At 73.5% G+C, this 24,618-nt stretch carries 21 protein-coding genes and 1 pseudogene; 11 read left to right on the top strand and 11 right to left on the bottom strand.

Features of this window, described 5'->3' with window-relative positions; genetic code table 11:
* Positions 1 to 35 precede the first annotated feature (35 nt).
* On the top strand, positions 36 to 2,561 hold the full coding sequence (locus tag AC2RP6_RS34215; RefSeq protein ID WP_486449707.1) for a penicillin acylase family protein: 2,526 nt from the start codon (positions 36 to 38) through the stop codon (positions 2,559 to 2,561).
* Between the two features lie 42 nt (positions 2,562 to 2,603).
* Here the strand turns inward: AC2RP6_RS34215 and AC2RP6_RS34210 are convergent, their stop codons facing one another.
* From AC2RP6_RS34210 to AC2RP6_RS34200, 3 genes are all read right to left on the bottom strand, one after another.
* Positions 2,604 to 3,719 (bottom strand): calcium:cation antiporter, encoded by a 1,116-nt coding sequence (locus AC2RP6_RS34210; protein ID WP_486449706.1) that lies wholly within the window; start codon positions 3,717 to 3,719, stop codon positions 2,604 to 2,606.
* Positions 3,720 to 3,886: 167 nt separating this feature from the next.
* Positions 3,887 to 5,470 carry an acyl-CoA synthetase gene (locus tag AC2RP6_RS34205; RefSeq protein ID WP_486449705.1) on the bottom strand — a complete coding sequence of 528 codons (1,584 nt, stop codon included), beginning with the start codon at positions 5,468 to 5,470 and terminating at the stop codon, positions 3,887 to 3,889.
* A gap of 5 nt (positions 5,471 to 5,475) precedes the next feature.
* On the bottom strand, positions 5,476 to 6,591 hold the full coding sequence (locus AC2RP6_RS34200) for a nitronate monooxygenase (RefSeq protein ID WP_486449704.1): 1,116 nt from the start codon (positions 6,589 to 6,591) through the stop codon (positions 5,476 to 5,478).
* Positions 6,592 to 7,047: 456 nt separating this feature from the next.
* On the opposite strand from AC2RP6_RS34200, the gene AC2RP6_RS34195 reads away from it, so the two are divergent.
* Positions 7,048 to 8,829: a serine hydrolase domain-containing protein gene (locus tag AC2RP6_RS34195; RefSeq protein WP_486450547.1), complete on the top strand. Its 1,782-nt coding sequence runs from the start codon at positions 7,048 to 7,050 to the stop codon at positions 8,827 to 8,829.
* Between the two features lie 22 nt (positions 8,830 to 8,851).
* Here AC2RP6_RS34195 and AC2RP6_RS34190 read toward each other — a convergent pair whose 3' ends face one another.
* The 3 genes and pseudogenes from AC2RP6_RS34190 to AC2RP6_RS34180 all read right to left on the bottom strand — a co-directional run bounded on the left by AC2RP6_RS34190 (position 8,852) and on the right by AC2RP6_RS34180 (position 11,265).
* Positions 8,852 to 9,226, bottom strand: a complete 375-nt coding sequence (locus tag AC2RP6_RS34190; RefSeq protein ID WP_486449703.1) for a VOC family protein — start codon at positions 9,224 to 9,226, stop codon at positions 8,852 to 8,854.
* Between the two features lie 9 nt (positions 9,227 to 9,235).
* Positions 9,236 to 10,319 (bottom strand): annotated as a pseudogene (locus AC2RP6_RS34185) (IS630 family transposase).
* Positions 10,320 to 10,611: 292 nt separating this feature from the next.
* Positions 10,612 to 11,265: a TetR/AcrR family transcriptional regulator gene (locus AC2RP6_RS34180; RefSeq protein WP_486449702.1), complete on the bottom strand. Its 654-nt coding sequence runs from the start codon at positions 11,263 to 11,265 to the stop codon at positions 10,612 to 10,614.
* Between the two features lie 77 nt (positions 11,266 to 11,342).
* Between AC2RP6_RS34180 and AC2RP6_RS34175 the strand changes: the two genes are divergently transcribed.
* Both AC2RP6_RS34175 and AC2RP6_RS34170 read left to right on the top strand, forming a co-directional pair.
* Positions 11,343 to 12,551, top strand: coding sequence for an FAD-dependent monooxygenase (locus AC2RP6_RS34175; protein WP_486449701.1), 1,209 nt, complete (start codon positions 11,343 to 11,345; stop codon positions 12,549 to 12,551).
* Between the two features lie 42 nt (positions 12,552 to 12,593).
* A complete protein-coding gene (locus AC2RP6_RS34170; protein WP_486449700.1) occupies positions 12,594 to 13,043 on the top strand; it encodes a nitroreductase family deazaflavin-dependent oxidoreductase in 450 nt (149 codons plus the stop codon).
* 77 nt (positions 13,044 to 13,120) lie between these two features.
* Here AC2RP6_RS34170 and AC2RP6_RS34165 read toward each other — a convergent pair whose 3' ends face one another.
* Genes AC2RP6_RS34165 through AC2RP6_RS34155 form a run of 3 tightly spaced genes read right to left on the bottom strand, consistent with a single transcriptional unit; the run spans position 13,121 to position 17,813 of the window.
* Positions 13,121 to 14,698 carry a phytoene desaturase family protein gene (locus AC2RP6_RS34165; RefSeq protein WP_486449699.1) on the bottom strand — a complete coding sequence of 526 codons (1,578 nt, stop codon included), beginning with the start codon at positions 14,696 to 14,698 and terminating at the stop codon, positions 13,121 to 13,123.
* Complete coding sequence (locus AC2RP6_RS34160) at positions 14,695 to 16,827, bottom strand: serine/threonine-protein kinase (protein WP_486449698.1); 2,133 nt, start codon at positions 16,825 to 16,827, stop codon at positions 14,695 to 14,697. The genes AC2RP6_RS34165 and AC2RP6_RS34160 overlap by 4 nt, the downstream gene beginning before the upstream one ends.
* A gap of 26 nt (positions 16,828 to 16,853) precedes the next feature.
* Entirely contained in the window at positions 16,854 to 17,813 is a 960-nt protein-coding gene (locus AC2RP6_RS34155; protein ID WP_486449697.1) for an oxygenase MpaB family protein, read from the bottom strand.
* A gap of 167 nt (positions 17,814 to 17,980) precedes the next feature.
* Between AC2RP6_RS34155 and AC2RP6_RS34150 the strand changes: the two genes are divergently transcribed.
* The 3 genes from AC2RP6_RS34150 (at position 17,981) to AC2RP6_RS34140 (ending at position 20,043) form a co-directional block, all read left to right on the top strand.
* Positions 17,981 to 18,175: a hypothetical protein gene (locus AC2RP6_RS34150; protein WP_486449696.1), complete on the top strand. Its 195-nt coding sequence runs from the start codon at positions 17,981 to 17,983 to the stop codon at positions 18,173 to 18,175.
* 225 nt (positions 18,176 to 18,400) lie between these two features.
* Entirely contained in the window at positions 18,401 to 19,738 is a 1,338-nt protein-coding gene (locus AC2RP6_RS34145) for a geranylgeranyl reductase family protein (protein ID WP_486449695.1), read from the top strand.
* 131 nt (positions 19,739 to 19,869) lie between these two features.
* Positions 19,870 to 20,043 (top strand): CsbD family protein, encoded by a 174-nt coding sequence (locus AC2RP6_RS34140; protein ID WP_486449694.1) that lies wholly within the window; start codon positions 19,870 to 19,872, stop codon positions 20,041 to 20,043.
* Between the two features lie 102 nt (positions 20,044 to 20,145).
* Here AC2RP6_RS34140 and AC2RP6_RS34135 read toward each other — a convergent pair whose 3' ends face one another.
* Complete coding sequence (locus AC2RP6_RS34135; RefSeq protein WP_486449693.1) at positions 20,146 to 21,252, bottom strand: SRPBCC family protein; 1,107 nt, start codon at positions 21,250 to 21,252, stop codon at positions 20,146 to 20,148.
* Between the two features lie 3 nt (positions 21,253 to 21,255).
* Positions 21,256 to 22,482: a histone protein gene (locus tag AC2RP6_RS34130; protein ID WP_486449692.1), complete on the bottom strand. Its 1,227-nt coding sequence runs from the start codon at positions 22,480 to 22,482 to the stop codon at positions 21,256 to 21,258.
* A gap of 243 nt (positions 22,483 to 22,725) precedes the next feature.
* On the opposite strand from AC2RP6_RS34130, the gene AC2RP6_RS34125 reads away from it, so the two are divergent.
* From AC2RP6_RS34125 to AC2RP6_RS34110, 4 genes are read left to right on the top strand one after another with little or no spacing between them, the layout of a single operon-like run.
* Complete coding sequence (locus AC2RP6_RS34125) at positions 22,726 to 23,109, top strand: gas vesicle protein GvpO (RefSeq protein WP_486449691.1); 384 nt, start codon at positions 22,726 to 22,728, stop codon at positions 23,107 to 23,109.
* Positions 23,110 to 23,143: 34 nt separating this feature from the next.
* A complete protein-coding gene (locus AC2RP6_RS34120) occupies positions 23,144 to 23,608 on the top strand; it encodes a gas vesicle structural protein GvpA (protein WP_486449690.1) in 465 nt (154 codons plus the stop codon).
* 27 nt (positions 23,609 to 23,635) lie between these two features.
* Positions 23,636 to 24,346: a GvpL/GvpF family gas vesicle protein gene (locus AC2RP6_RS34115; RefSeq protein WP_486449689.1), complete on the top strand. Its 711-nt coding sequence runs from the start codon at positions 23,636 to 23,638 to the stop codon at positions 24,344 to 24,346.
* A gap of 17 nt (positions 24,347 to 24,363) precedes the next feature.
* The gene (locus AC2RP6_RS34110; RefSeq protein ID WP_486449688.1) at positions 24,364 to 24,615 is read left to right on the top strand and encodes a gas vesicle protein GvpG; all 252 of its coding nucleotides are present in this window, start codon (positions 24,364 to 24,366) and stop codon (positions 24,613 to 24,615) included.
* The last annotated feature ends 3 nt before the right edge of the window (positions 24,616 to 24,618 follow it).

Below are 24,618 nucleotides of genomic sequence, written 5' to 3'. Positions count from 1 at the left end.
AACCACGGCCGTTCTCGGCCCACTTGGGAGGCACTTTGCACCGCAGTACGTGGCACGGCAGTACACGGCACCGCAGTACGCGTTCGGCGCTCCGCCGCATCGCCCTCGCCGGGGCGGCCCTGCTCGCCGCGACGGCACTGGTCCCCCCGGCGCACGCCCAGGCCCGCGCCACCGGCGCCGAGACGGCGTCCGACGAGCGGATACCGGCCGGCGGCGGCCTGTCCGCCGTCATCCGCTACACCGAGAACGGCATCCCGCACATCCTGGGCCGCACCTACGCGCAGATCGGTTTCGGCACCGGCTGGGCACAGGCCGCGGACCAGGTCTGCGTCCTCGCCGACGGGTTCGTGACCGTCTCGGGTGAGCGCTCGCGCTGGTTCGGGCCGGACGCCTCGACCGACGGGTCGCTCTCCTCCCCCACCCGGAACCTCTCCAGCGACCTGTACTTCAAGGGCGTGCGTGAGTCGGGCACCGTGGAGAGGCTGCTGGCGACGCCCGCCCCGGCGGGTCCGAGCAAGGACCTCAAGGAGCTGATGCGGGGCTGGGCCGCCGGCTACAACGCCTGGCTCGCCCAGAACGAGGTCACCGATCCGGCCTGCGGGGGTGCGGGCTGGCTCCGCCCCGTCACCACGGCCGACGTGGCGGCACGAGGCTTCGCCATCGCGGTCCTCGGCGGCGAGGGACGCGGCATCGACGGCATCACGGCGGCCGGCCCCCCGGCGCCCGCCGCCCCGGCGCCGCCCTCGCCGCCCTCGCCGCCCGGCGGCGGATCCCGTACGGCCGCCTCGGCGGAGACCGGTCCGGCGGACGCGGCGGAGGCCGCGCGGGAGTTCTTCGACACGACCCGCTACGACATGGGCTCCAACGCGGTGGCCTTCGCGGGGTCCACCACGGCGAACGGCCGCGGTCTGCTGCTCGGCAACCCGCACTATCCGTGGCAGGGCGGACGTCGCTTCTGGCAGTCGCAGCAGACCATCCCGGGCGAGCTGAACGTCTCCGGCGGGTCGCTGCTGGGCATGCCCGCGATCAGCATCGGCTTCAACGAGAAGGTGGCCTGGAGCCACACCGTGGCCACCGGCACCCCGGTGAACCTGCACGAACTCACCCTCGACCCGGCGGATCCGACCGCGTACCTCGTCGACGGCGTCCCGCAGAAGATGGTCCCGCGAACCGTCACCGTACCCGTGGCCGGCGGCGCCCCGGTCACCCGCACCCAGTGGTGGACCCGCTACGGCCCGGTCGTGACGAGCCTCGGCCCCGGTCTGCCGCTGCCCTGGACCAGTCGGTCGGCGTACGCCCTGAACGACCCCAACGCGTCGAACCTGCGCGGCTCCGACACCGCCCTCGCCCTGGGCAGGGCCCGCTCGGTCGCCGGGGTCCAGGAGGCCCTGGCCCGCACCCAGGGGCTGCCCTGGGTCAACACGGTGGCCGCCGACTCGGCGGGCCGGACGCTCTTCACCCAGACGCAGGTGCTCCCCCGCATCACGGACGAGCTCGCCGCCCGCTGCTCCACTGCGCTGGGCCGGGCCACGTACCCGGCCTCGGGGCTGGCGGTGCTGGACGGTGCGCGCGGCGACTGCGCACTCGGCTCGGACGCCGACGCGGTGCAGCCCGGCGTGTTCGGCCCGGGGAAGGCGCCGACACTGCGCGACGCCCCGTACGCCGAGAACTCCAACGACAGTGCCTGGCTGGCCAATGCCGACCGGCCCCTCACCGGCTACGAGCGGATCTGGGGCAATGTAGCCACCCCGCGCTCGCTCCGGACGCGCGGAGCGGTCGAGGACGTGGCGGCGATGGCCGCGAAGGGCCGCCTGACCGTGGCCGACCTGCAGGAACAGCAGTTCGCGAACCGGGCCCCGGCCGGGGACCTGGCGGCGTCGGACGCGGCGCGGGCCTGCTCCGACCTGCCCGGAGGCACGGCCACCGCGAGCGACGGCTCGGAGGTGGACGTCTCCGCGGCCTGTCCGGTGCTCGCGCGCTGGGACCGGACGACCGACGGCTCCAGCCGCGGTGCGCTGCTCTTCGACCGGTTCTGGCGCCGGGTGACGGCATCGACGCCGCCCACGGACCTGTGGCTGGTGCCGTTCTCGGCCGCCGACCCGGTCAACACGCCGCGTACGCTCAACCGGGCCGCGCCCGGCATCGGACGGGCGCTGGCGGACACGGTCGCGGAGTTGGAGGCGGCCGGCTTCGCGCTGGACGCACCGCTGGGCGCGCACCAGTTCGTGGTCCGTGACGGCCGGAAACTGCCGGTCGGCGGCGGTACGGAGGCGCTCGGCGTCTGGAACAAGGTCGAGGCGCGCTGGAACGCGGCCGCCGGCGGATACCCGGACGTTGCGAACGGGTCCAGCCACATCCAGGCGGTGGGCTGGGACGGCAGCTCCTGCCCGGTGGCGCGCACTCTGCTGACGTACGGACAGTCCTCGGACCCCGGTTCGCCGTTCCATGCGGACCAGACGCGGCTGTTCTCCCGGGAACGGTGGGTGCGGGCGCGGTTCTGCGAGCGGGACATCCTCACCTCGCCGCAGCTGAGGGTGGTGCTGGTGCGCGAGCGGCGGTGAGGGGCGGCCGCGGCCTCTTCCCGGACCGGCCACGCCGGCCCTTCACGGGCTGACGGCGAGGAAGAGGTACGCGGCCAGCACCACGACGTGCACCCCGCCCTGGAGCAGGGTGGCGCGGCCGGGAGCGAGGGTCAGGGCGCTGACCACGACGGTCAGGGCGAGCAGCACCATGTGGACGGCGCCGAGACCGAGCAGGAGCGGGCCGGAGAGCCAGATCGAGGCCAGCGCGATGGCCGGGATGGTCAGCCCGATGCTGGCGATCGCGGAGCCGTAGGCCAGGTTGAGGCTGGTCTGGACGCGGTCGCGGCGGGCCGCACGGACGGCGGCGAGGGTCTCGGGAAGCAGCACGAGCAGGGCGATGATCACGCCGACGACCGCCTGGGGCAGGCCCGCTTTGGCCACCGCCGACTCGATGGTCGGGGAGACGGCCTTGGCGTCGCCGACCACCGCGACGAGCGCGACGAGCAGCAGGCCGAGGCTGAGCAGGGCGGCGCGGGCGGTGGGCGGGGCCGCGTGGTCGTCCTGCTGGTCGGCGTCCCGCCCGGTGTCCCGGCCGGTGTCCACGGGCAGGAAGTAGTTGCGGTGGCGGACGGTCTGGACGGCGATGAACAGCCCGTACAGGGCGAGCGAGGCGACGGCGGCGAAGGTCAGCTGCGCGGTGGAGAACTCCGGGCCGGGCTTGCTCGTGGTGAAGGTCGGCAGGACCAGGCTGAGGGTGGCGAGGGTGGCGACGGTCGCCAGCGCGGCACCGGACCCCTCGGGGTTGAAGACGGCGACCCGGTTGCGCAGGGCGCCGACGAGCAGGGACACGCCGACGATGCCGTTGCAGGTGATCATGACGGCGGCGAAGACGGTGTCCCGGGCCAGGGAGGCCGTCTTGTCCCCGCCGTCGGCCATCAGGGTGACGATGAGGGCCACTTCGATGACGGTGACCGCGACGGCGAGGATGAGGGAACCGAAGGGTTCGCCCACCCGGTGGGCGACGACCTCGGCGTGGTGGACGGCCGCGAGGACCGCGCCGGCCAGGCACAGGGCGACGAGTACCACCGCGAAGCCGGGTAGGTCCCGGCCCCAGCTGAAGACCAGCGCGACCAGCGCCACCACGGGGACCAGGACGGTCCAGTCGGTCAGGGGGGATCTGCGCTTAGTCGTACCCATATCGTCCAACTTGCCAGAAGCATCCCTCCAGTGGGCCGCACGGCGCGCTCGCACCCCCTTGACGTGGCATTCCTCACGGAACCGCGCGCCCGCCCAGCCGCACAGCCGCGGGCAGCAGCGCACGCGGGCGCGCGGGCACCACCGCTCGCCGGCGCGGTCCCCTCCGATCACATGGCGCGCTCGTGACCTTCCCAGTACGGGTCGCGCAGCCGCCGCTTGTAGAGCTTGCCGTTGGGGTCGCGCGGCATCGTCTCGATGAAGTCGACGGTCTTGGGCCGCTTGTACCCGGCGAGCTGCCGCTCGCAGTGGTGCAGGATCTCCGCGGCCAGCGCGTCACCGGCCGCGAACCCCTCCGCCGGTTCGATGACGGCCTTGACCTCCTCGCCCCAGTCGGCGTGCGGGATGCCGAAGGCGGCCGCGTCCGCGACGGCCGGGTGGGAGAGCAGGGCCGACTCGATCTCGGCGGGGTAGATGTTGACGCCGCCGGAAATGATCATGTCGATCTTGCGGTCGCGGAGGAAGAGGTAGCCCTCCTCGTCCAGCAGCCCGAGGTCACCGACGGTGAAGAAGTCCCCGATGCGGTTCTTCCTCGTCTTGCCCTCGTCCTTGTGGTAGCTGAAGCCGCCGGTGTTCATCTTCATGTAGACGGTGCCCAGTTCGCCCGGGGGCAGCCGGTTGCCGTCGTCGTCGAAGACGGCCAGCTCGCTGATGGGCCAGGCCCTGCCCACGGTTCCCGGCTTCTTCAGCCAGTCCTCGGCGGTCGCGAAGGCGCCGCCGCCCTCGCTCGCCGCGTAGTACTCCTCCACGCAGCCGCCCCACCAGTCGATCATCGCCCGCTTGACGTGGTCGGGGCAGGGCGCGGCGCCGTGGATGGCGTGCCGCATCGAGGAGACGTCGTAGGCGTCCTTGGTCTCCTGCGGGAGGGCGAGCAGCCGGTGGAACTGGGTCGGCACCATGTGGGTGTGGGTGCAGCCGTGGCCGTCGATCAGGCGCAGCATCTCCTGCGGGGTCCACTTGTCCATGAGGACGAGCGGGTGGCCGATGTGCAGGGCGGCGCCCGCGAACTGCAGGACGGCCGTGTGGTAGAGCGGTGAGCAGACCAGGTGGACGTTGCCGTCGAAGGGCCGGATCCCGAAGATGCCGAGGAAGCCGCCCAGGTACGTCTCCTCCGGGGGCTTGCCGGGCAGGGGGCGGCGGATGCCGCGCGGCCGGCCGGTGGTCCCGGAGGTGTAGTTCATGACCCAGCCGAGGGTGCGCTCCCCCGGGGGCGTGGCGGGCTGCCCGTCGAGGAGCTCGCCGTACGCCCGGAACCCCGGTACGGCTCCGACCGCGTAGCGGTGGCTCGCGGGGAGGGCGGCCTCGTCGGCCGCGGCGGTGGCGGCGGCGGCGAATCGCTCGTGGGCGATCAGGACCTTGGCGCCGGAGTCGGAGACGATCCAGGCGATTTCGGGGCCCACGAGGTGGTGGTTGACGGGGACGAGGTAGAAGCCCGCCTGCGAGGCGGCGAGGTAGGCGGTGAGGAATTCGACGCCGTTGGGGAGGACGACGGCGAAGACGTCGCCCTTCTCCAGCCCGGCGGCGCGCAGCCCGTGGACGAGGCGGTTGACGTCGGCGTGCAGCCGGCCTGCGCTCCACTCCTCGCCGCCGGGGGCGGTCAGGACGGTGCGTCCGGGGTCGGCGGCGGCCTGGGCCCAGAAGCCGTTGGGGGGCTGCGGGCCGGACGCGGGGGCGGTGGACGGGGTCGCGGTCATGGCGGTCACGCCTCTCGGACTCGGCCGGCGATGCGGTTGATGCGGTCGATCGCCTTCTCGAAGCCGCTGGTGAGCTCGTCGAAGACGGCCTGGACGCTGCGTTCGCTGTTCATCCGGCCGACGATCTGGCCGACGGGCGTCCCGAGCAGCGGCTGGACCTCGTACTTCTGGATGCGGGAGACGGCGTCGGCGACGAGGAGGCCCTGGAGCGGCATGGGCAGCGCGCCCGGACCCGCCGGGTCGTCCCAGGCGTCGGTCCATTCGGTGCGCAGCTGGCGGGCCGGCTTGCCGGTGAGGGCGCGGGAGCGGACGGTGTCGCCGGAGCCGGCAGCGAGGAGCTTCTCGGTGAGGGCGCGCGAGTGGAGGTCGGCCTCGGTGGTGGTGAGCCAGAGCGAGCCGAGCCACACGCCCTGGGCGCCGAGGGCGAGGCCGGCGGCGATCTGCTCGCCGCTGCCGATGCCGCCGGCGGCGAGGACCGGGAGCGGTGCGACGGCCTCGGCGATCTCCGGGACCAGGACCATGGTGGCGATGTCGCCGGTGTGGCCGCCCGCCTCGTAGCCCTGGGCGACGACCACGTCGATGCCGGCTTCGGCGTGGCGGCGGGCGTGTTTGGCGCTGCCGGCGAGGGCGGCGACGAGGACGCCGTGGTCGTGGGCGCGGGCGATGACGTCGGCGGGCGGCGAACCGAGGGCGTTGGCCAGGAGTTTGACGGGGTAGTCGAAGGCGACGTCGAGCTGGTTGCGGGCGACCTGCTCCATCCAGCCGGTGATGCGCCAGCCGGAGGCCTCGCCCCCGGCGAGTTCGGGCACGTGGTGTTTGGCGAGGGTGTCGCGGACGAAGGCGCGGTGCCCGGCGGGGATCATCGCCTCGATGTCGGCTTCGCTGACGCCGTCGACGGCCTTCTTGGCGGGCATGACGACGTCGAGGCCGTAGGGCTTGCCGTCGGTGTGCGCCTGCATCCAGTCGAGGTCGCGCCTGAGGTCGTCGGGCGCGGTGTAGCGGACCGCGCCGAGTACCCCGAGACCACCCGCCCGGGTGATCGCGGCGGCGACCGCCGGGAAGGGGGTGAAGCCGAAGATGGCGTGCTCGACTCCCAGTTTCCTGCTCAGCTCCGTCTCCATGGGCGGCAGGATGCCGCAGCCGGGCGGGCGAGGGAAGAGATTTTCTGATGCGGTGTCAGATTCTTTGGGGGTCCACCGGTGCGGAGCCTGCCCGGCGGGCGGGCAGATACCCATTAGCCTGCGGCACGCCCGGCGGAACCGGGGGGCCCGGGGGCCCGTCGGCCGGCGACGCACCCGACGGGCGGGGGCGGCCGGCGCCGATGCGGGCGGGATCGGTGCGACGCGTGCCCGGGAGGGCCGCGGTGTGCGGGTTGCGTCGCGGGTTGCGGTAGCGATTGCGGTTGCGGTTGCGGACGAGGAGGGCCGGACATGGCAGCGGACACGGGGGCCGACGTGGTGGCGGAGGCCCGCACGGGGAGCACGGGCGGTACCGACGGCGCGCGACCACGCGAGCGCGGGAAGTCCCCGCGGGCCGCGCGGAAGGCGGCCGGCCCGCCCGCCGGGGAACGGGGCGGGATGAGCCGGCGGCGACTCGGGGCGCGGCTGCTGGCGCTCGGCGGGGTGCTCGTCCTGCACGCGGCGCTGCCCGGGGCGGCGGGCGCGGCGGGTCAGGGCAATCCGGCCGAACGGCGCGCCCTCCAGGGGCTGCGCCTGCGGTACGGGTCCGCGCGCCGGGCCGGGCTGCTGGAGAGGCACCTGGAGGCGGTGGCGGACGAGGCCCGGCGGTTCCTGGGCCCGTCCCCCGAGCACCCGTACTACGCGGGGGCCGTGGTCCTCGCCGGGCGGGGCCGGACCGTCGCCCTGCACCGGGCCGTGGGCGACGCCGTCCGGTACGCGGACTACGACGGACGGACCGACCGGGTCCGGGAGTTCCCCGCGGCCGAGCGGATCGCGATGGCCGAGGACACGGTCTTCGACCTCGCCTCCCTGACCAAACTGTTCACGTCGATCCTGGCCGTGCAGCAGATGGAGCGGGGCCGGCTGGAGCTGGAGGCGCAGGTGCGCCGCTACCTCCCGGAGTTCACCGGCGGCGGCAAGGAGGCCATCACGGTCCGTCAGCTGCTGACGCACACTTCGGGGCTGCGCTCATGGGCGCCGTTCTACCAGGAGTCCACGCGCGAGGGGCAGCTGCGGCTGCTGTGGTCGGTACGGCCGCAGGAGCCGCCGGGGTCCGTCTACCGCTACTCCGACCTCAACCTCATCGCACTGCAACTCCTCCTGGAACGGATCACCGGCCGCACTCTGGACGTCCTGCTCCACGACGAGATCACCGCTCCGCTCGGAATGCACCGCACGCGCTACAACCCGCCGCTGTCCTGGCGTCGCGTCACCGCCGCCACCGAGGTGCAGCGACCGCCGTGGTCCGGCCTGGACCGCGGCCTGGTGTGGGGCGAGGTCCACGACGAGAACGCCCACGCCCTCGGCGGGGTCGCCGGCCACGCCGGCGTCTTCGGCACCGCCTGGGACCTGGCCGTCCTGGCCCGCACCCTCCTGGACGGCGGCGCCTACGCGGGCCGCCGGATCCTGCGCCCCGCCTCCGTGGAGCTGCTCTTCACCGACTACAACACGGCCTTCCCGGGCGACGACCACGGTCTGGGCTTCGAGCTCTACCAGCACTGGTACATGGGCGCCATGGCCACCCCGCACTCGGCCGGCCACACGGGCTTCACCGGCACCTCCCTCGTCCTGGACCCCTCCACCGACTCCTTCCTGATCCTGCTGGGCAACTCCGTCCACCCCGTACGCACCTGGCGCGCCGGCAGCGCCCCGCGGGTCGCCGTCGGCAACCGCTTCGCCCGCGCCGTCCCGGTCCGTACGCGGCACGGCGGCGCGGCGTGGTTCTCCGGGACCGAGCCCGGCGGCTCGGGCACCCTCACGCTGCCGCCGCTCACCCCGGCCGGCGCCGCCGCCCGGCTGCGCTGCTCCGTGTGGTGGGACACCGTGCCGGGCGAGGGCGCCCTGCACCTGGAGGCCTCGGCGGACGGCGTGGACTGGTCGCCGCTGGCGTTCACGACACTGCGGTCCACCGGCGGCGCCCCCGAGGAGTGGCCGCAGGGCTCGGTCGGCGGCTGGTCGGGGCGCGTCTGGCACCGCCTGGAGGCCCCCCTCACGGCCGCCTGGGCGGGCCGTGAGGTGCGGCTGCGGTTCCGCCACACCGCCACCGGTCGCTATGTCGGCCGCGGGGTCTACGTGGACGTCGTACGCGTGGCGGAACCGTCCCGGCTGCTCTTCGCGGAGGACCGGCCCGAGGACGCGGCCCTCGTCGAGGCCGTCGGCTGGACCCGGTCCGCGGACTGAACGGCCGGACGGCCCGGCGGCGTCACTCGCGCACGAGACAGAAGGGGTGCCCCGCCGGATCCGCGTAGACCCGCCAGCCGCGCCCGTCCGCCCCGTCCAGCAAGGTGCCGCCGGCCGCGAACACCTCCTCCTGCGCGCGGTCCAGGTCCGGGACGCCGAGGTCGAGGTGGAACTGCTGCGGCCGGCTGGGGTCGGGCCAGCTCGGCGGCACGTGGTCCGCGGCGCGCTGGAAGGCGAGGACGAGGCCCGTCGGCGTGTGCAGCGTCGCCCAGTCCTCGTCGAGCGACCAGCGCCGGTCCGGCCGGTCGACGTCGCCGCCGAGCAGCGACCGGTAGAAGGCGGCGAGCACCCGCGGCTCGGGACAGTCCAGGACCACGCACTGCAGTTCAGCGATCATGCCGGGATCCTAGTGTTCTGAGTCCGGAATTCTGTTCAGATAGCTGGCGAGGCGTTCAAGGATCTCGTCCGCAGTCTTGGTCCAGACGTAAGGCTTCGGGTCGCTGTTCCACGTGGCGATCCAGTCGCGGATGTCCTTCTCGAGGGCCTGGACGGACTTGTGGACGCCTCGCCGTATCTGCTTGTTGGTGCAGCTCGGCGAACCACCGCTCCACCAGGTTCAGCCAGGACGATCCGGTGGGTGTGAAGTGCAGGTGGAAGCGGGGGTGTGCCAGCAGCCACTTCTTGATGTCCGGGGTCTTGTGGGTGGCGTAGTTGTCCAGCACGAGATGGACCTCCAGGCCAGCCGGGACTTCCTTGTCGAGCTTGACCAGGAACTTCTTGAACTCCTCGGCTCGGTGGCGGCGGTGCAGGGATCCGATGACCTTGCCGGTGGCGACCTCGAGTGCGGCGAAGAGGGTGGTGGTGCCGTGCCGGACGTAGTCGGCCGTCCGCCGCTCGGGCACCGCCGGCATCATGGGCAGCACCGGCTGTGACCGGTCCAGGGCCTGGATCTGCGACTTCTCGTCGACGCAGAACACCAGGGCCCGCTCCGGCGGATCCAGGTACAGGCCGACGACATCGTGGACCTTGTCGACGAAGTACGGATCCGTGGACAGCTTGAACGTCTCGGACAGGTGCGGCTGCAGGCCGAACGCCCGCCAGATGCGCGACACCGTCGACTGCGACAGACCGGTCTCCCTGGCCATCGACCGCGTGGACCAGTGCGTCGCACCCTTCGGCGTCGACTCCAGCGTCTTGGTGACGAGAGCGGCGACCTGCTCGTCCGTCACCGTCCTGGGCCCGCCCGAACGCGGCATGTCTCCAAGGCCCGCGATCCGGTACTCCACGAAACGGGCCCGCCAGCGGCCTACCGCCTGAGGCGTGGAACCCACCCGGGCCGCAACATCCTTGTTCGTCGCGCCTTCGGCGCAGGCCAGGATGATTCGGCAACGCAAGGCCCACGCCTGAGGCGTCGAACGGCGCCGCACCCAGCCCTCGAGCGCGGCCCGCTCCTCATCGGTCAGTACCAACTCGGCCTTCGGCCGCCCCATCGCCATACCGAAAGCCTACATCTAAACAGAATTCAAGACTCAGAACACTAGGTCGTGTCCGCGAACTCCCGTTGCCCATCGGGGCCAACAGGAAATCGTGACGCCCTTGACTGTATGAATCAAGCCATGCGGAGGGGTGTATTTTCGGCCACGCCGGGCGTAGCGTGAACGCACTCCACCAGGAGGAACGCACCGGCCTCCCGCCTTGTACCCGCCGGCGCGTACCGATGGAAGAGCCCCGCCGCCACATCCCCCGGTGCGGCGGGGCTCTTCCGCGTTCACGTCCGGCCCGTCACGTCGGGTCGGCCAGGACCGCGGCGAGCATCCTGCGGGCCACGGCGGTGAGTTCGGCGAGGTCCGGGGCCGGACGGGAGCGGGCCAGGGCCCCGGCCAGCCGGTCGTAGAGGAGCCCTTCGGTCCAGGCGACGAGCAGCTCCGCTGCCTGCGCGGGCCGTTCGGACCCGAGCGCGGCGACGACGGCCGCCGCCCGGGCCCGGGCCCCCAGCCCCGCCCGGTGCAGGTCCGCCTCCAGTTCGGTGTTGCGGGCGGCCTCCAGGCTCAGTTCGAAGCGGGCCAGCTGGCGCTCGCGGCCCACTGTCAGCCAGCGGTACAGCAGCCCCGCCATCGCCGCCGCGGCCGCCTCCCGGTCCGCGGGTGCCCCCGGCAGCGCCGTCGGCGGGACGGTGGCGGCGGGACCCCCCGGGCTCCCGTCGTCCACGTCGGCGAGGTCGAGCTCGGCCAGCCGCTGGTAGCAGGCGCCGATCAGGGCCGTCCTCGTACGGAAGTAGTACGAGGTGCTGCCCGCGGGCAGTCCCGCGGCCGCGTCGACCGCACGGTGGGTCAGACCCCGCAGCCCGGCGGCGGCCACGAGGCCGATCGCGGTGTCGGCGATCAGCGTCCGGCGATCGACGGAGGGAGCGGAGGAAGCAGGGGGAGGGGTGGACATCGACTCACTCTACAGCTGTAGAGTGACACCGTCGCCCTCTACAGATGTAGAGGCTCGGAGAAGGGCAGGGATCCGTCATGTCGGCAGTTCAGCGTCACGCGGTGGTCGCAGGCGCGGGGATCGGCGGACTCACCGCGGCCCTGGCCCTGCACCGCACGGGCTGGCGGGTGACCGTGTGCGAGCGGGCGCCGGGGCCGGCCGCCGTCGGCGCCGGGATCGTGCTCGCCCCCAACGCCCTGCGCGCCCTCGACGCCATCGGCTTCGACCTCACGCGCGCCGCCGGCCGTACCCTCCCGGCCGCGATGGGCCTGCGCCGCCCCGACGGCCGTTGGCTGAGCCGCGCCGACACCGCGGCCCTGGCCGCCCGCTACGGCGGCCCGCCGCTCGCCGTGCACCGCTCGGCCCTCGCCGACGCCCTGGCCGCCGCGCTCCCCGGGGGAACGATCCGCTACGGCGTGGAGGTGACCTCCGTGGACGGCGCCGACGGCTTCCCCGTCGTCCGCACCTCGGCGGGCGACCTCGACGGCTCCGCCGATCTCGTGATCGCCGCGGACGGCATCCACAGCCCGCTGCGTCGCGCGTACTTCCCCGACCACCCCGGCCTGCGCCACAGCGGCGAGACCGCCTGGCGCACCGTGCTGCCGGCCGGCGCGGGCCCGGCCGGGGCGGCGACCGCCGAGACCTGGGGCCGCGGCGAGCGCTTCGGCGTGGTCCCGCTCGCCGACGGCCGGACCTACGTCTACGCCACCGCCGTGGCCCCCGAGGGATACCGCCCGGCCGACGTCCGCGCCGAACTCCTGCGCCGGTACGGCACCTGGCACGACCCCGTCCCGGCCCTGCTGGAGCGGATCGACCCGGCGGCGGTGCTCCAGCACGACCTCTACGACCTGGCGGCCCCGCTCCCCCGCTTCCACCACGGGCGCCTGGCCTGGCTCGGCGACGCCGCCCACGCCATGACGCCCAACCTGGGCCAGGGCGGGTGCCAGGCCGTCGAGGACGCGGTGGTCCTCGCCCACCTGCTGGACGGGACCGGGCCGGGCGGTGTCCCCGCGGCCCTGGCCGCCTACAGCGCCGCCCGTTGCGCCCGCACCGACGCGATCCGGGTCCGGGCCCGGCGCGCGGGCCGGATCGCGGCCGTCACCCACCCCCTGGCCGTCGCCCTGCGCGACCTCGCCGTCCGCGCCACGCCGGCCCGCGCCGCACGGCGGGCGATGGACGACATCTTCGACGGGTTCACCCTTCCGGCCGGAATCGACCGCGGGCCCCAGGGCGTTGGCACTCGTTGACGAGGTTCGTTGACCGTTCGACACGAAGGCAGGCGCCACGCCATGACGACCGGAATCGACTGGGACCACCCGACCGACCCGCGGGCCGGGAGCTGGCAGCTGGAGCACGTCCAGCAGTACGTGGGCTCCGGCGGGACCGAGGGCCAGTACTGGAACGGCACCCAGACCCTCCTGCTCACCACCGTCGGCCGGATCTCGGGCCGTCCGGTGCGCACCCCCCTCATCTACGGTGAGGCCGACGGCCGCTACCTGCTCGTCGCCTCGAAGGGGGGCGCCGACGAGCACCCCCTGTGGTTCCGCAACCTGAGCGCGCACCCCGAGGTGCGCATCCAGGTCGGGCCGCGGATCCTCCAGGGCACGGCGCGCACCGCGAACGCCGAGGAGCGCGCCGCGTACTGGCCGGTGATGGTCGGGCACTGGCCGGCCTACGACGAGTACCAGGCCAAGACGGACCGCGAGATCCCGATCGTGGTGATCGAGCCCGCCGCGTAGCCCGACCCCGGCGGTGCCGCAACGGCAGGTGCGCCTCAGCGGCACGGGCGCGCCACGGGCCGGTAGCCCCGCCGGGGCTACCGGCCCAGCACCGCCATCGCCGCGTTGTGGCCGGGGACCCCGCTGACGCCGCCGCCGCGGACCGCGCCCGCGCCGCACAGCAGGACGTTGCGGTGGGCCGTCTCCACGCCCCACCGCCCACCGCCCTGTTCCTCGTCCGCGTACGGCCAGGACAGGTCGCGGTGGAAGATGTGGCCGCCGGGCAGCCGCAGTTCGCGTTCCAGGTCCAGCGGGGTCTTCGCCTCGATGCACGGGCGGCCGTCCGCGTCGAAGGCCAGGCAGTCGGTGAGCGGCTCGGCCAGGTGCGCGTCGAGCTGCGCGAGGGTGGCGGTCAGCAGCACCTCGCGGGCCTGCTGGTTGTCGTGCCCGAACAGCCGCGCCGGGGTGTGCAGGCCGAACAGGGTGAGCGTCTGGTAGCCCTGCTCGACCAGTTCGGGACCGAGGATCGTCGGGTCGGCCAGTGAGTGGCAGTAGATCTCCGAGGGCGGCACGGACGGCAGTTCCCCGGCCGCCGCCTCCGCGTAGGCGCGGGCGAGCTCGGCGTACCCCTCGGCGATGTGGAAGGTGCCGCCGAAGGCCTCGCGCGGGTCGACGGTGGTGTCCCGCAGCCGGGGCAGCCTGCGCAGCAGCATGTTGACCTTGAGCTGGGCGCCCTCGGGAGCCGCCGCGCCCTCCGGGACCGTGCTCTCCCCGAGGAGTTCGGCGAGGGCCCGCGGGGAGGCGTTGACCAGTACGGTCCGGCCGACGACCCGGCCCTCGCCGGTCGCGGTGCGGAACACCACCTCGGCGGGCGCGTTCCCGTCCGTGTCGATCCGCAGCACCTCGTGGCCGGTGGCGATCTCCGCGCCGGCCTTGATGGCCGCCGTCGCGAGGGCGTCGGTGAGGGCGCCCATCCCGCCGACCGGGACGTCCCAGTCGCCGGTACCGCCGCCGATGACGTGGTAGAGGAAGCACCGGTTCTGGGCGAGCGAAGGGTCGTGCGCGTCCGCGAAAGTGCCGATGAGGCCGTCGGTGAGGACGACCCCGCGGACCAGGTCGTCGGTGAAGTGACGTTCCACCGCCTGCCCGAGCGGCTCCTCGAACAGCATCCGCCAGGCGGCCTCGTCGTCGATCCCGGCCCGCAGCTCCGCCCGGGTGGGCAGCGGCTCCGTCAGGGTCGGGAACACCTTCCGGGCCACCTGCCCGGTGGTCGCGTAGAAGGCGCGCCAGCTCTCGTACTCCCGGTCCGAACCGGTCAGCCGGGCGAAGGACTCCCGGGTGCGCTCCTCGCCCCCGCCGACGAGCAGTCCGCCGGGCCGTCCGTCGCGCTCGGTCGGGGTGTAGGAGGAGACCGTGCGCCGGCGTACGGCGAAGCTCAGGTCGAGGTCGCGCACGATCTTGTCGGGCAGCAGGGAGACCAGGTACGAGTAACGGGAGAGGCGGGCGTCGACACCCACGAAGGGTCTGCTGGAGATCGCCGCCCCACCGGTGTTGCCGAGCCGCTCCAGGACCAGCACCGAGCGGCCCGCCCGGGCCAGGTATGCGGCGGCCACCAGTCCGTTGTGCCCGCCGCCCACGATCACGTCGTCGTACACGTCCCGCCCGAAGGTCGTCATGGCTCTTGGTAGCACACCTGGCCGAGCCGCTCCAGACAGTGGGCCTCGTCGGCGTGGGCCAGCACGGTCTCGGGATGCTCGTCGCCCAGGGACCTCTCGCGGATGCCGGAGAGGTCCCGGTAGATCGGCAGGGCCTCGTCCCAGCGGCCCAGCCGGCCCAGACCGACGGCCAGTTCGCGGCGGCTGACCAGGGTGTCCGCGTGTTCGGCGCCGAGCGCGGCCGACCGGGCGGCGGCCACCTGGCGGGCCTCGGCCACCGCCTCCTCCCACCGGTCGAGGCGGCCCAGGTTGACGCCGAGGACGTGCCGGGCGCGCAGCGTCTCGGGGTCGGTGGCCCCGTACGCGCGGGTGCGGTCGCGGACCAGGGCCCGGAAGAGGTCGAGTGCCTGGGCGGTGCCGCCGGTGCGGCCGAGCGCGATGCCGACCTCGTAGCGGGCGGCCAGGGTGTCGGGGTGGTCGTGGCCGAGGACGCGTTCCCGGGCGGCGGCCACCTCGCGGAAGCCGGCCAGTGCCTCCTGCCAGCGGTCGAGGCGGCCGAGGACGTACGCCGCCTCGTACCGGGTCAGCAGGGTGTCGGGGTGGTCGGGGCCGAGGACGGCCGCCCGGTCCGCGGCGACCGCGACGGCCGTGGCGTGGGCGTCGGCGTGCCGGCCCAGCGCCCGCAGGGCGCAGGCCAGGTTGTGGCGGCAGCGCAGCGTGTCGGGGTGGAGCCGGCCCGTGGTCCGCTCGCGGGCCACGAGCACCGCGCGGTAGGCGTCATGGGCTTCCTGGTGGCGGCCGAGCCGGCCCATCTCGTACGCCGCCTCCTGGCGCGCGGCGAGGGTGTCGGCGTGGTCCGGGCCGAGGATCCGGGCGCGCCCGTCGGCGACCGCCAGGTACACGGACAGCGCCTCCTCGGAGCGTCCGGCACGGCTGAGGGCGTAGGCGCGGGCGTGGCCCGCGGCGAGGGCGTCGGGGCCCGTCTCGCGGGGCCCGGCGGGGCGCGGGAACCCGTAGGCCGCGGTGAGGCGGGGGTCCTCGGCGGGCGCCGGGCGGACGATGGTGCCGCCGGGGCGGACGGGATGCTGCCCGCCGGGGCCGGCCGGGTGCCGCCCGCCGTCCGGGCGGGGGACGGGGTGTTCGCCGCTGGGGCGCACGGCCGTCCAGGAGCCGGTGAGCACGGCCCACCGGCCGCTCGCGGGACGCGCCTCGATGCCGGCCTTGCGGCCGGCGGTCATGCCGTGGGCCCAGGCCGGGAGCGGAGCGGCGGCACCGGGGAAGACCCCGGTGCCGAGGCGGGACTCGACGAGACTGCGGTGCACCTGGCGGGCGTCCTGCGGACGGTCGTCGGGGCACTTGGCGAGCAGGTCCAGGACGACCCGCTCGAAGTAGCCGGGCAGGTCGGGGCGGTGCTCGCGCAGCGGCACGGGCGGGGTGTCGCGGTGGCCGACGAGCACCGACCAGGAGTCTCCGAGGTCGAAGGGCGGGGCACCGGTGGCGATCTCGTACAGGACGCAGCCGAGGGAGTAGAGGTCGCTGCGGTGGTCGACCTCGCCGCCCGCGATCTGCTCGGGCGACATGTAGTGCGGGGTGCCCATGGCCATGCCGCCGCCGGTGAGCTTGGCGGTGAAGCCGATGTCGTGGGCGAGCCGGGCGATGCCGAAGTCGCAGATCTTCACAGTGCCGTCGACGAGCCGCATGATGTTGGCCGGCTTCAGGTCGCGGTGGACGACGCCCTGGTCGTGGGTGTAGCCGAGGGCGGCGGCCATCTGCTCGGCGATGTCGACGACCACGTCCACGGGCAGCGGGCGGGTCTCGTTGTCCTCCATGAGCTGGCTGAGATTGCGTCCCTCCAGCAGCTCCATGACCAGGTAGAGCGGGCCGCCCGCGGCGCTGTCGTCGCCGAAGTCGTGGACGACGGTGACGCCCCGGTGCTGGAGGGACGCCGCCACGCGGGCCTCGCGCCGGAAGCGCTCGCGCAGCACCTGCGTGAAGTGGGCGTCCTGTTCGGCGCCGATCGGCTTGAGGCACTTCACGGCGACGTGCCGGCCCAGCGATTCGTCCCGGGCGCGCCATACCTCGCCCATGCCGCCGCGCCCGATCAGATCGAGCGACCGGTACCGGCCCTGGATCAGTCTGGACTCCGCCATGTCTTGAAATCGCCCCCGTCGTTGCGCTACGCCCTCCCCGGCCGGTCCAGTATGGCCGCTGATGTACGCAGTGTGTACGGGGAGGGGCGGCTCGCGGGGCCCATGCGGCGCATCGCTTTCAAGATGTGACCTGGGGGCAGCTTCCAGCGCAGACCTGCGGGAATGCTGCGCAGCAGGCGTCCCGTGAGGCGCAGGCGCCGGGTGACGCTGCGCGGGGCGGGAGCCGGCCGCCCGTACAGCTGGTGCGCCCAGCCGGGGAGGGAACCGTACGCGAGGCCGGCGAGCGGGCGCCACAGCAGGTTTCGGCCAGGCACCAGGAGGAGAGGGACGGGCGGGGCGCGCAGGAAGTCGTCCACGGCGAGGGCGTCGGGGCCGGCGGCGAGTTCGGGGCGGACCGCGTCGAAGTACGCGGCGAGCGCGGCGGTGTCGGCGGGGACGCCGGCCGGATCGAGGCCGACGAGGCGCGCGTTGACCCGGTTCTCGTCGACGTAGCGGTCGGCCTGGGCGGGGGTGAGCACGACGCCGGACCGGCGCAGGACGTGCAGGAAGCTGTCGATCTGCGCGCAATGGATCCACAGCAGCAGCTCGGGGTCGTCGACGGGAAAGGTGCGGCCGGTGGCCGGATCGGTGGCGGAAAGCCTGCGGTGGATGGCGCGGACGCGGCCGCCGGCGCGCTCGGCGGCCTCGGTGGTGCCGTAGGTGAGGGTGCCGACGAAGTCGGCGGTGCGCATCAGCCGGCCCCAGGCGTCGTGCCGGAAGTCCGAATTCTCCATGACCCCTCGGACGGCGCGCGGGTGGAGGGCCTGCAGGTAGAGGGCGCGGACCCCGGCGATCCACATCATCGGGTCGCCATGGCACTGCCAGGTGACGGAGCGCGGGCCGTAGAGCCCCGGGTCGGCGCCGGACGCGTGCGCCGCCGCGGGTCCTGTCCGGCGCCCGGGTCCGCTGCCGGGTCCGGGCCACGGTCCGGTCGCGGTGTTCCCCATCCCGTACCTCCCCGTCGCAGGCGCCCGGCGGCTCCAGCCTACCGAGCACGGCGGCGGCCGGGCAGGCGCCGCAGTTCCCGGGCCCCCGCTTCCGGGCGGGATCCGGACCGGTTCCGGTGCACTGACCGTACGGGTGTCCGGCGGCCGGGAACGGGCAGGTGCCCGGTGTGAAGCTCATCTTCGGGCGGCACGGACGCAAGCGGCGCCTGCTCCGGGCGCTCGTCCGCGCAACGCCCAAAGTCGTCCTCGTCCGGATCGGCAGGGTCCTGACGGTATGGAGCCTGCGCCTCGCGGTGCGGGGCGCGCGCAAGGCACTCCGGCGCACGCTCCGCGCCCTGGTCCCCGGCCTCAGGACCGTATGACGGGACCCGGCGTGACGGCACGGTGTGTGGCGGGCCGGCATCCGGTGGCGGGCAGGCATCCGCCGGAGCGCCCGACCGACCTGCCGCGACCGTGGCGGCGGAGGTATCCGGAGGGGCGTCCACCCGGGCCGGAGGGGCCGCCGCGGGGCCGCGCCCGGGCGACACGCGTCGCGCCGGTCCCTGCCGCAGGGCCCGCGACGGCGGGGTGAGCGGCATAGTGGTGGTGTGACCACCGAACAGGACGACGCAGGCGGCGACGGCACACCGGCCACCCGTTCTCCGGAGCCCGGAGACGGGGAGGACGCGGAGGCGCACGTCATCGTGGTGGGAGCCGGACCGGCCGGTTCCGCCGCTGCGGTGAACCTGGCCCGGGCGGGCCTGGACGTACTGCTGCTGGAGAAGAGCGGCTTCCCCCGGGAGAAAGTCTGCGGCGACGGCCTGACACCACGGGCCGTGCACCAGCTCGTACGGCTCGGCATCGACGTCAACGCTCCCGGCTGGATGCGCAACAAGGGCATGCGGTGGGTGTGCGAGGGCCACCAGGCGGAGCTGGACTGGCCGCGCCTGGGCAGCCTGCCCGATTTCGGACTCACCCGCAGTCGGCACGACTTCGACGACCTCCTCGCCGCCCACGCCCAGGCGGCCGGCGCCCGCCTGCACACGCACGTGAAGGTGACGGGGCCGCTGACCGACCGGTCCGGGCGCATGACCGGGGTGACCGCCACCCGCGGTCCGGAGAAGCAGCCGGTCACCTACCGGGCCCCGCTGGTCGTCGCCGCCGACGGCGCCTCCGCACGGCTCGCCGTCGCGCTGGGCCTCGCGCGCGACGCGGGCCGTCCGGTCGCCGCGGCGGCCCGCCGCTACTACCGCAGTGCGGCCCGCACCCACGACCCGTACCTCGAACTCTGGGCGGATCTGCGCTGCCCCGACACCGGACTCGACCTGCCCGGGTACGGCTGGGTGTTCCCCCTCGGTGACGGGCGCGTCAACGTCGGTCTCGGCGCCCTACCGCAACGGCGCAGCCGGCCCGTGGACCTCCGAGCCGCCATGGAGCACTGGCTCCTGCGCCTCCCGACGGGCTGGGGCGTGCGGGAGGAAACGGCGGCGTCGCCCCTGCGCAGCGCGCCCCTGCCGATGGGAATGAACCGGAGGCCGCAGTACCGCGGCGGCCTGCTCCTGGTCGGTGACAGCGCGGGCATGGTCAGCCCGTGGAGCGGCGAGGGCATCGGTCAGGCCATGGAGGCCGCGGAAGTGGCGGCGGAGACCATCGCCCTGGCCCTCGCCCGGCCGGCCGGACCGAGGCGCGAACACGCGTTGCAGCAGTACCCCGCGGAGATCCGCCGGCGCTGGGGGCGCTACTACCGGCTCGGCAACCTCGCCAGCGATCTCGTCTTCTCCCGCTACGGCTTCCGGTCGCTGCTCCACCCCCGGGTGATGGCTTCGCCCGTGCTCCTGCGCACCCTGGCCCGGCTGCTCACCGACGTGAGCGCAGAGCCGGGCCGGGACACCATCGATTCCGTCCTGCACGCGCTCCTGCGCGTCGTCCCGACGCCACGGTCCTGAGACGGCGCGGGCGCGGACCTTCCTCCGACCGCCGGCGCGATACGGGTGTACGCGCTGCCGGAGCGGGCACCCGATGTATGGCGGGACACGATTCACCCGTTCTTCTCCGGCAGGTTTTGGAGGTGTCGAGGATGGCCGCAGGCAAGAAGGCCAAGAACATCGGCAAGTCCGTCAAGGGAAAGACGAAGGAGGTCACCGGCAAGGCCGTCGGCAACGAGAGCCTGGAGATGAAGGGCCGCGCCGAGCAGACCGCAGGTGACGCGAAGCAGGCCGCTCAGAAGGCGAAGGACGCTCTCAAGCACTGACGCCCCCGCGGAGGGTGGTGGAGGGGCCGACGGCTCGGCCGTCGGCCCCTCCACCACCCTCCGCCTCCTGATGCGGCCCGCCCGTGCGGGCGGGCCCGCTCATCAGCGCCGTCGTGAGCGCCGGGGCCGCGGCGCCTCTTCCTCTTCCTCGTCGTCGTCCTCGGCGTACTCGTCCTCGTCGCCCTCGGCATCGGCGTCGTCCTCGTACTCATCGCCGTCATCGTCGGGCTCGTCCTCCTCCCCGCCCTCTTCCCCGCCCTCTTCGTCCTCGTACTCCTCTTCGTCCGCGTAGGCGTCCTCGTCCTGGTCGGCGTCCTGGTCGGCTTCCTCCCCGCCCTCTTCCGGCTCCTCGGCCGCCGCCTCCTCCTCTTCCAGGGCCTCTTCGTGCGTGACGACGACCTCCCCGTCCTGGATCTCTCCGCGCCAGCCCTCCGGCTCGTCGTTGGAAAGGGTGACGAAGCGGTTGAAGTTCTTCAGGTCGAGCCGCATGCGCCGGCCCTGGGCCCGCCATATGTTGCCCGTCTTCTCGAAGAATCCGGCCGGGTAGTACTCGACGACGAGGACGATCCGGGTGAGAGAAGGGGCCAGCTCGTGGAAACTCACGCATCCGCGGGTGGTTCCCTTGGCGCCCTCCGAGGACCAGACGATCCTGTCGTCCGGCACCTGTTCCTGGATCGAGGCCTTCCAGCTGCGGGTGGACGGGCCGACCTTGACCTTCCAGTCCGTGGTCGTGTCGTCGTTCTGCGAGACGCTGCGCACGCCCTTGGCGAAACTGCTGAAGTTCTCGTACTGGGTCCAGTGGTCGTAGACGGTGCGCAGGGGGAGTCCCACGTCCATGGTCTCCATGATGTGCATGGCCTTGGTGCCGCCCTTGCGTCCCTTGCCCTTGCTCTTGCCTCCGAAGAGGTTGCCGGCCGTTTCGCTGACTTTGTCCTTCAGCCCGCTGACCGTCTGGCCGAGGACGGCTTTCACCGGTGAGTCGCCCTGCAGGAGCCGACCCCCGATGCCGGCGAGGGAGCCTCCGTTCTCCGCGACGTCGGAAAGGCGGTCGGTCAGGTCCCCCACCTTGTCCACCGCCTTGTCCGCCAGGTCCTCGGCCTGGGCGGAGACGTACGCACCGAGTTCATCGAGCAGCTTGTCGAAGCCGGACTGTCCGTTCTTGGAGCCCTGCTGGGAGCCCTGCTGGGAGCCCTGCTGTGTGGTGGCCATGGTTCACCTCCGCGCCGTCGGCTTGCGGCGGGCCGTTTTCTTCGCCGCGGTGGTCTTGGCGGCACTCTTGGACGCGGCCTGGCGGCCGGGGGGCTTCTTCGCCGCGGTCTTCTTCGCGGGAGCCTTCTTCGCGGGGGCCTTCTTCGCCGCCGCCTTCTTGGCGGGTTGCCCGGCCCCGGAGCCTCCGCCCGCCCTCGCCGACCCCCCGGCCGTCGCCTTCCTGGCCGGAGCTGCCTTCTTGGCCGGCGCCGACTTCTTCGCCGGCGCCGACTTCTTGGCCGGGGCCGACTTCTTCGCGGGAGAGGACTTCTTCGCGGGAGCGGCCTTCTTGGCGGGCGCCTTCCTGGCCGGAGCGGTCTTCTTGGCCGGGGCCGGCTTCTTCGCGGGAGCGGACTTCCTGGCGGGCGCGGCCTTCTTGGCCGGAGCGGACCTGCCGGCCGCGCCGCCGCTCGCGGATGCGGACCGACGACGTTCCGGCTCGGCCCTACGGCCGGAGGTGGACCGGCGGCGTGCGGGGCGCCGCGCCGCGGGCTCCTCCTCGTCCTCGCCCTCTTCCTCGCCCTCCCCCTCGTCCTCGGGCTCCTCCTCGGGTTCCTCCTCGTCCCGGGGTTCCTCCCGCCTGCGGGCGGACCCGGAGCGGCCCCGGGCCGACCGCGGGCGGGGAGCCGGCTCCTCCTCGGGCTCCTCCTCCTCGGGCTCCTCCTCTTCGGGCTCTTCCTCGTACTGCTCGTCGTCCTCGTCCTCGTCTTCGTCCTCGTACTCCTCCGGTTCCTGCTCCTCCTCGTCGCCCTCGGCGTCCTGGTAGGGCTCCTCCCCATAGGACTCGTCCTCGTCCCCCTCCTCGCCCTCGCCCTCGTCCTCACCCTCGTCCTCGTAGCCGTCCTCGTACTCCTCCTCGCCCTCGTCCTCGTCCCGCCCCTTGCCGACAGCGAGCGTGCGCTGGTGGAGCGAGTCGGCGAGCTGGGAGAGCTGACGGTTGGCTGCGGCCGTCAGCGCCTTGCGGCCGGCGTCCAGTGCCTCGCCCCTGATCTGCTCGCTGAGCTCGGCGACCTGTGGCATCTCGCCCAGCTTCTTCAGGCCTTGCGCCGCGAGTTCCTTCGGCTCCAGGCCGAGGCGGCGGCCGGCGACGAACGTCGCCAGGCTGAGGGCCATACGACCCTTTTTCGCCCGCCCCAGCACATAGCCACCGACGATGGCGGCCGCCAGGGCGATCTTGGTCGTGTCGTCCATGAGCCCTTTCCCTTCACCAGATGCGCCCGGTGGCCTCCGCCTTCGCACCCCGGGCGCCGCCGCTGCCGCGGGACGCGCGCCGGGGGTGACGGGGCGCGCTGATCGCTCGGTTACTAAGGGGCTGCCCCACTGGTGCGAGATATGCCTGATATGGGACGAAAATATAGTTTTGATGTGATCCAATACGTTTGATCTTCGCGCGAGCGGGCAGCTCTAGGGTCAGTTCGCGAGGGGAGTGGGTCCATGGCCCCAGCAGAACCCGCGCGCCGTCGGCGCACCCCGTCCGACGACGGCGACCGCGACGACACGGCGACGAGCCGGCCCGGCCGCACGGCGCCGGCCCGCAAGCAGGCTGCGCGCCGCGGCACCCCGGGAGCGGCCGCGGCCATGCGGCTGGCGGCCCAGCAGCTGTCGGAGCTGCTCGGGCGTCCGCCCGAGTCGGTGTCGGCCCTGAAACCCACCGAGGACGGCTGGGAGGCCCAGGTCGAGGTCCTGGAGCTGGAGCGCATCCCCGACACGACCAGTGTCCTGGCCAGCTACAAGGTGACGATCGACGAAGAAGGGGAGCTGATCTCCTACGAGAGGACGCGGCGGTACAGCAGGGGAATGATCGACCGGCCGGCGTGAGGGGGCCGCCGGCCACCGGTGAAGGGAAGCGGCCATGACCGTGATGCCGCAGGGCGGAAGCAGCATCGGCAGAGGCGGGGGCGGTGGGACCAGCCTTTACGACGTCCTGGAACTGATCCTCGACCGCGGGCTGGTCATCGACGTGTTCGTCCGCGTGTCCCTGGTCGGGATCGAGATCCTGAAGATCGACGCGCGGATCGTCGTGGCCAGCGTCGACACCTACCTGCGGTTCGCCGAAGCCTGCAACCGGCTCGACCTCGAAGCGGGCCGCAAGGCACCGGCCCAGCTGACGGACGTCGTCGGCAACATGGTCGAGAGCGGCGCGCACGGCAAGTCCAAAGGAGCGCTCAGCGGGGCGGTGGACGCGGTAACGCAGTCTCTGACCGGAAAGTCCGGCGCGTCCGAGAAGGAGGACGAGCCGGAGGCGGAGACCGAGGAGGAAGAGGCCCCGCGGCGCCGCCGGCCCGCACGCCGCCCGGTACGGCGTGAGAGGGAGTAACCGCGAGAGGGAGTGGAGGAGCGGGCGATGGCTCTGTACGTGTACTCGATCATCGGGGCCGGGCACCCCTGCCGTCTGGACGGGCTGACCGGCGTGGGCGCGCAGCCCGGGGCACTCCGCACCGTCACCACCGAGCAGCTGTCCGCGGTCGTCAGTGACGTGGACGAGGAGATCCGTCCCAAGCGGCGCGACCTCACCGCACACCAGGAGGTTCAGACGAGCCTGATGGCGGACGGCGCGGTCCTGCCCCTGCAGTTCGGGTACATCGCCCCCGACGAGCAGACGGTACGGGAGGCGCTCGTGCGGCGCGCGGAGTCCTACCTCGACTCCCTGGCGCGCATCGAGGGCTGCGCCGAGTACAACGTCAAGGCCTCCCAGGACGAGGAGGCGCTCCTGCGCGAGATCCTCGACGACTTCCCCGAGGCGCGGAAGCTCAACGACCGCATCCGGGAGGGCGACACCGACCCGCGGCTCCCCCTCCAGCTGGGCGAACTCGTCGCCACGGAGGTGCGCGGCCGGCAGGAGACGCTCGCCGCCGGTCTCGTGCAGGCGCTGGTCGGCTTCGCCCGCGACCATGCCGTCCGCGCTCCCGTCGACGGCGACGTCCTCAACCTGTCCCTCCTGGTGCACGGCGACCAGAAGGAGGAGTTCCTCGACGCCGCGGCCGGCCTCGCCGAGCAGGTCGAAGACGTCGACTTCCGCATCGGCGGGCCGCTGCCGCCGTACAGCTTCGTCTAGGGCGCCGAGGAGGAGCCATGGGACTGCTGACCGGACTGCTGACCTCACCCCTGGCCCCCGTACGCGGCGTGGTGTGGGTGGCGCAGCGCGTCGCCGACAAGGCGACCGAGGAGTACTACGACCCCGCCCCCGTGTGGGCGGCGCTCGCCGATCTGGAGGGCCGGCTCCAGCGGCGCGAGATCGACCCCGACACCTTCGAGGCCATGGAGGACGAACTCCTCGACCGGCTCGACGAGATCACGCGATACCGGCAGCAGGGACTGCCGTGACCT

Source organism: Streptomyces sp. WAC03905 (genome assembly GCF_057371075.1).
This window is presented reverse-complemented; position numbering and strand designations above follow the sequence as displayed.

What these genes read in the sequence shown, in the direction of transcription:
- AC2RP6_RS34160 (WP_486449698.1), bottom strand. Translation starts at nt 16,827, where the DNA reads ATGGCGGAGTCCAGACTGATCCAGGGCCGGTACCGGTCGCTCGATCTG.
- AC2RP6_RS34190 (WP_486449703.1), bottom strand. Translation starts at nt 9,226, where the DNA reads ATGATCGCTGAACTGCAGTGCGTGGTCCTGGACTGTCCCGAGCCGCGG.
- AC2RP6_RS34125 (WP_486449691.1), top strand. Translation starts at nt 22,726, where the DNA reads ATGGCCCCAGCAGAACCCGCGCGCCGTCGGCGCACCCCGTCCGACGAC.
- AC2RP6_RS34135 (WP_486449693.1), bottom strand. Translation starts at nt 21,252, where the DNA reads ATGGCCACCACACAGCAGGGCTCCCAGCAGGGCTCCCAGCAGGGCTCC.
- AC2RP6_RS34140 (WP_486449694.1), top strand. Translation starts at nt 19,870, where the DNA reads ATGGCCGCAGGCAAGAAGGCCAAGAACATCGGCAAGTCCGTCAAGGGA.
- AC2RP6_RS34175 (WP_486449701.1), top strand. Translation starts at nt 11,343, where the DNA reads ATGTCGGCAGTTCAGCGTCACGCGGTGGTCGCAGGCGCGGGGATCGGC.
- AC2RP6_RS34180 (WP_486449702.1), bottom strand. Translation starts at nt 11,265, where the DNA reads ATGTCCACCCCTCCCCCTGCTTCCTCCGCTCCCTCCGTCGATCGCCGG.
- AC2RP6_RS34165 (WP_486449699.1), bottom strand. Translation starts at nt 14,698, where the DNA reads ATGACGACCTTCGGGCGGGACGTGTACGACGACGTGATCGTGGGCGGC.
- AC2RP6_RS34115 (WP_486449689.1), top strand. Translation starts at nt 23,636, where the DNA reads ATGGCTCTGTACGTGTACTCGATCATCGGGGCCGGGCACCCCTGCCGT.
- AC2RP6_RS34155 (WP_486449697.1), bottom strand. Translation starts at nt 17,813, where the DNA reads ATGGGGAACACCGCGACCGGACCGTGGCCCGGACCCGGCAGCGGACCC.
- AC2RP6_RS34200 (WP_486449704.1), bottom strand. Translation starts at nt 6,591, where the DNA reads ATGGAGACGGAGCTGAGCAGGAAACTGGGAGTCGAGCACGCCATCTTC.
- AC2RP6_RS34110 (WP_486449688.1), top strand. Translation starts at nt 24,364, where the DNA reads ATGGGACTGCTGACCGGACTGCTGACCTCACCCCTGGCCCCCGTACGC.
- AC2RP6_RS34195 (WP_486450547.1), top strand. Translation starts at nt 7,048, where the DNA reads ATGAGCCGGCGGCGACTCGGGGCGCGGCTGCTGGCGCTCGGCGGGGTG.
- AC2RP6_RS34210 (WP_486449706.1), bottom strand. Translation starts at nt 3,719, where the DNA reads ATGGGTACGACTAAGCGCAGATCCCCCCTGACCGACTGGACCGTCCTG.
- AC2RP6_RS34120 (WP_486449690.1), top strand. Translation starts at nt 23,144, where the DNA reads ATGACCGTGATGCCGCAGGGCGGAAGCAGCATCGGCAGAGGCGGGGGC.
- AC2RP6_RS34205 (WP_486449705.1), bottom strand. Translation starts at nt 5,470, where the DNA reads ATGACCGCGACCCCGTCCACCGCCCCCGCGTCCGGCCCGCAGCCCCCC.
- AC2RP6_RS34130 (WP_486449692.1), bottom strand. Translation starts at nt 22,482, where the DNA reads ATGGACGACACGACCAAGATCGCCCTGGCGGCCGCCATCGTCGGTGGC.
- AC2RP6_RS34170 (WP_486449700.1), top strand. Translation starts at nt 12,594, where the DNA reads ATGACGACCGGAATCGACTGGGACCACCCGACCGACCCGCGGGCCGGG.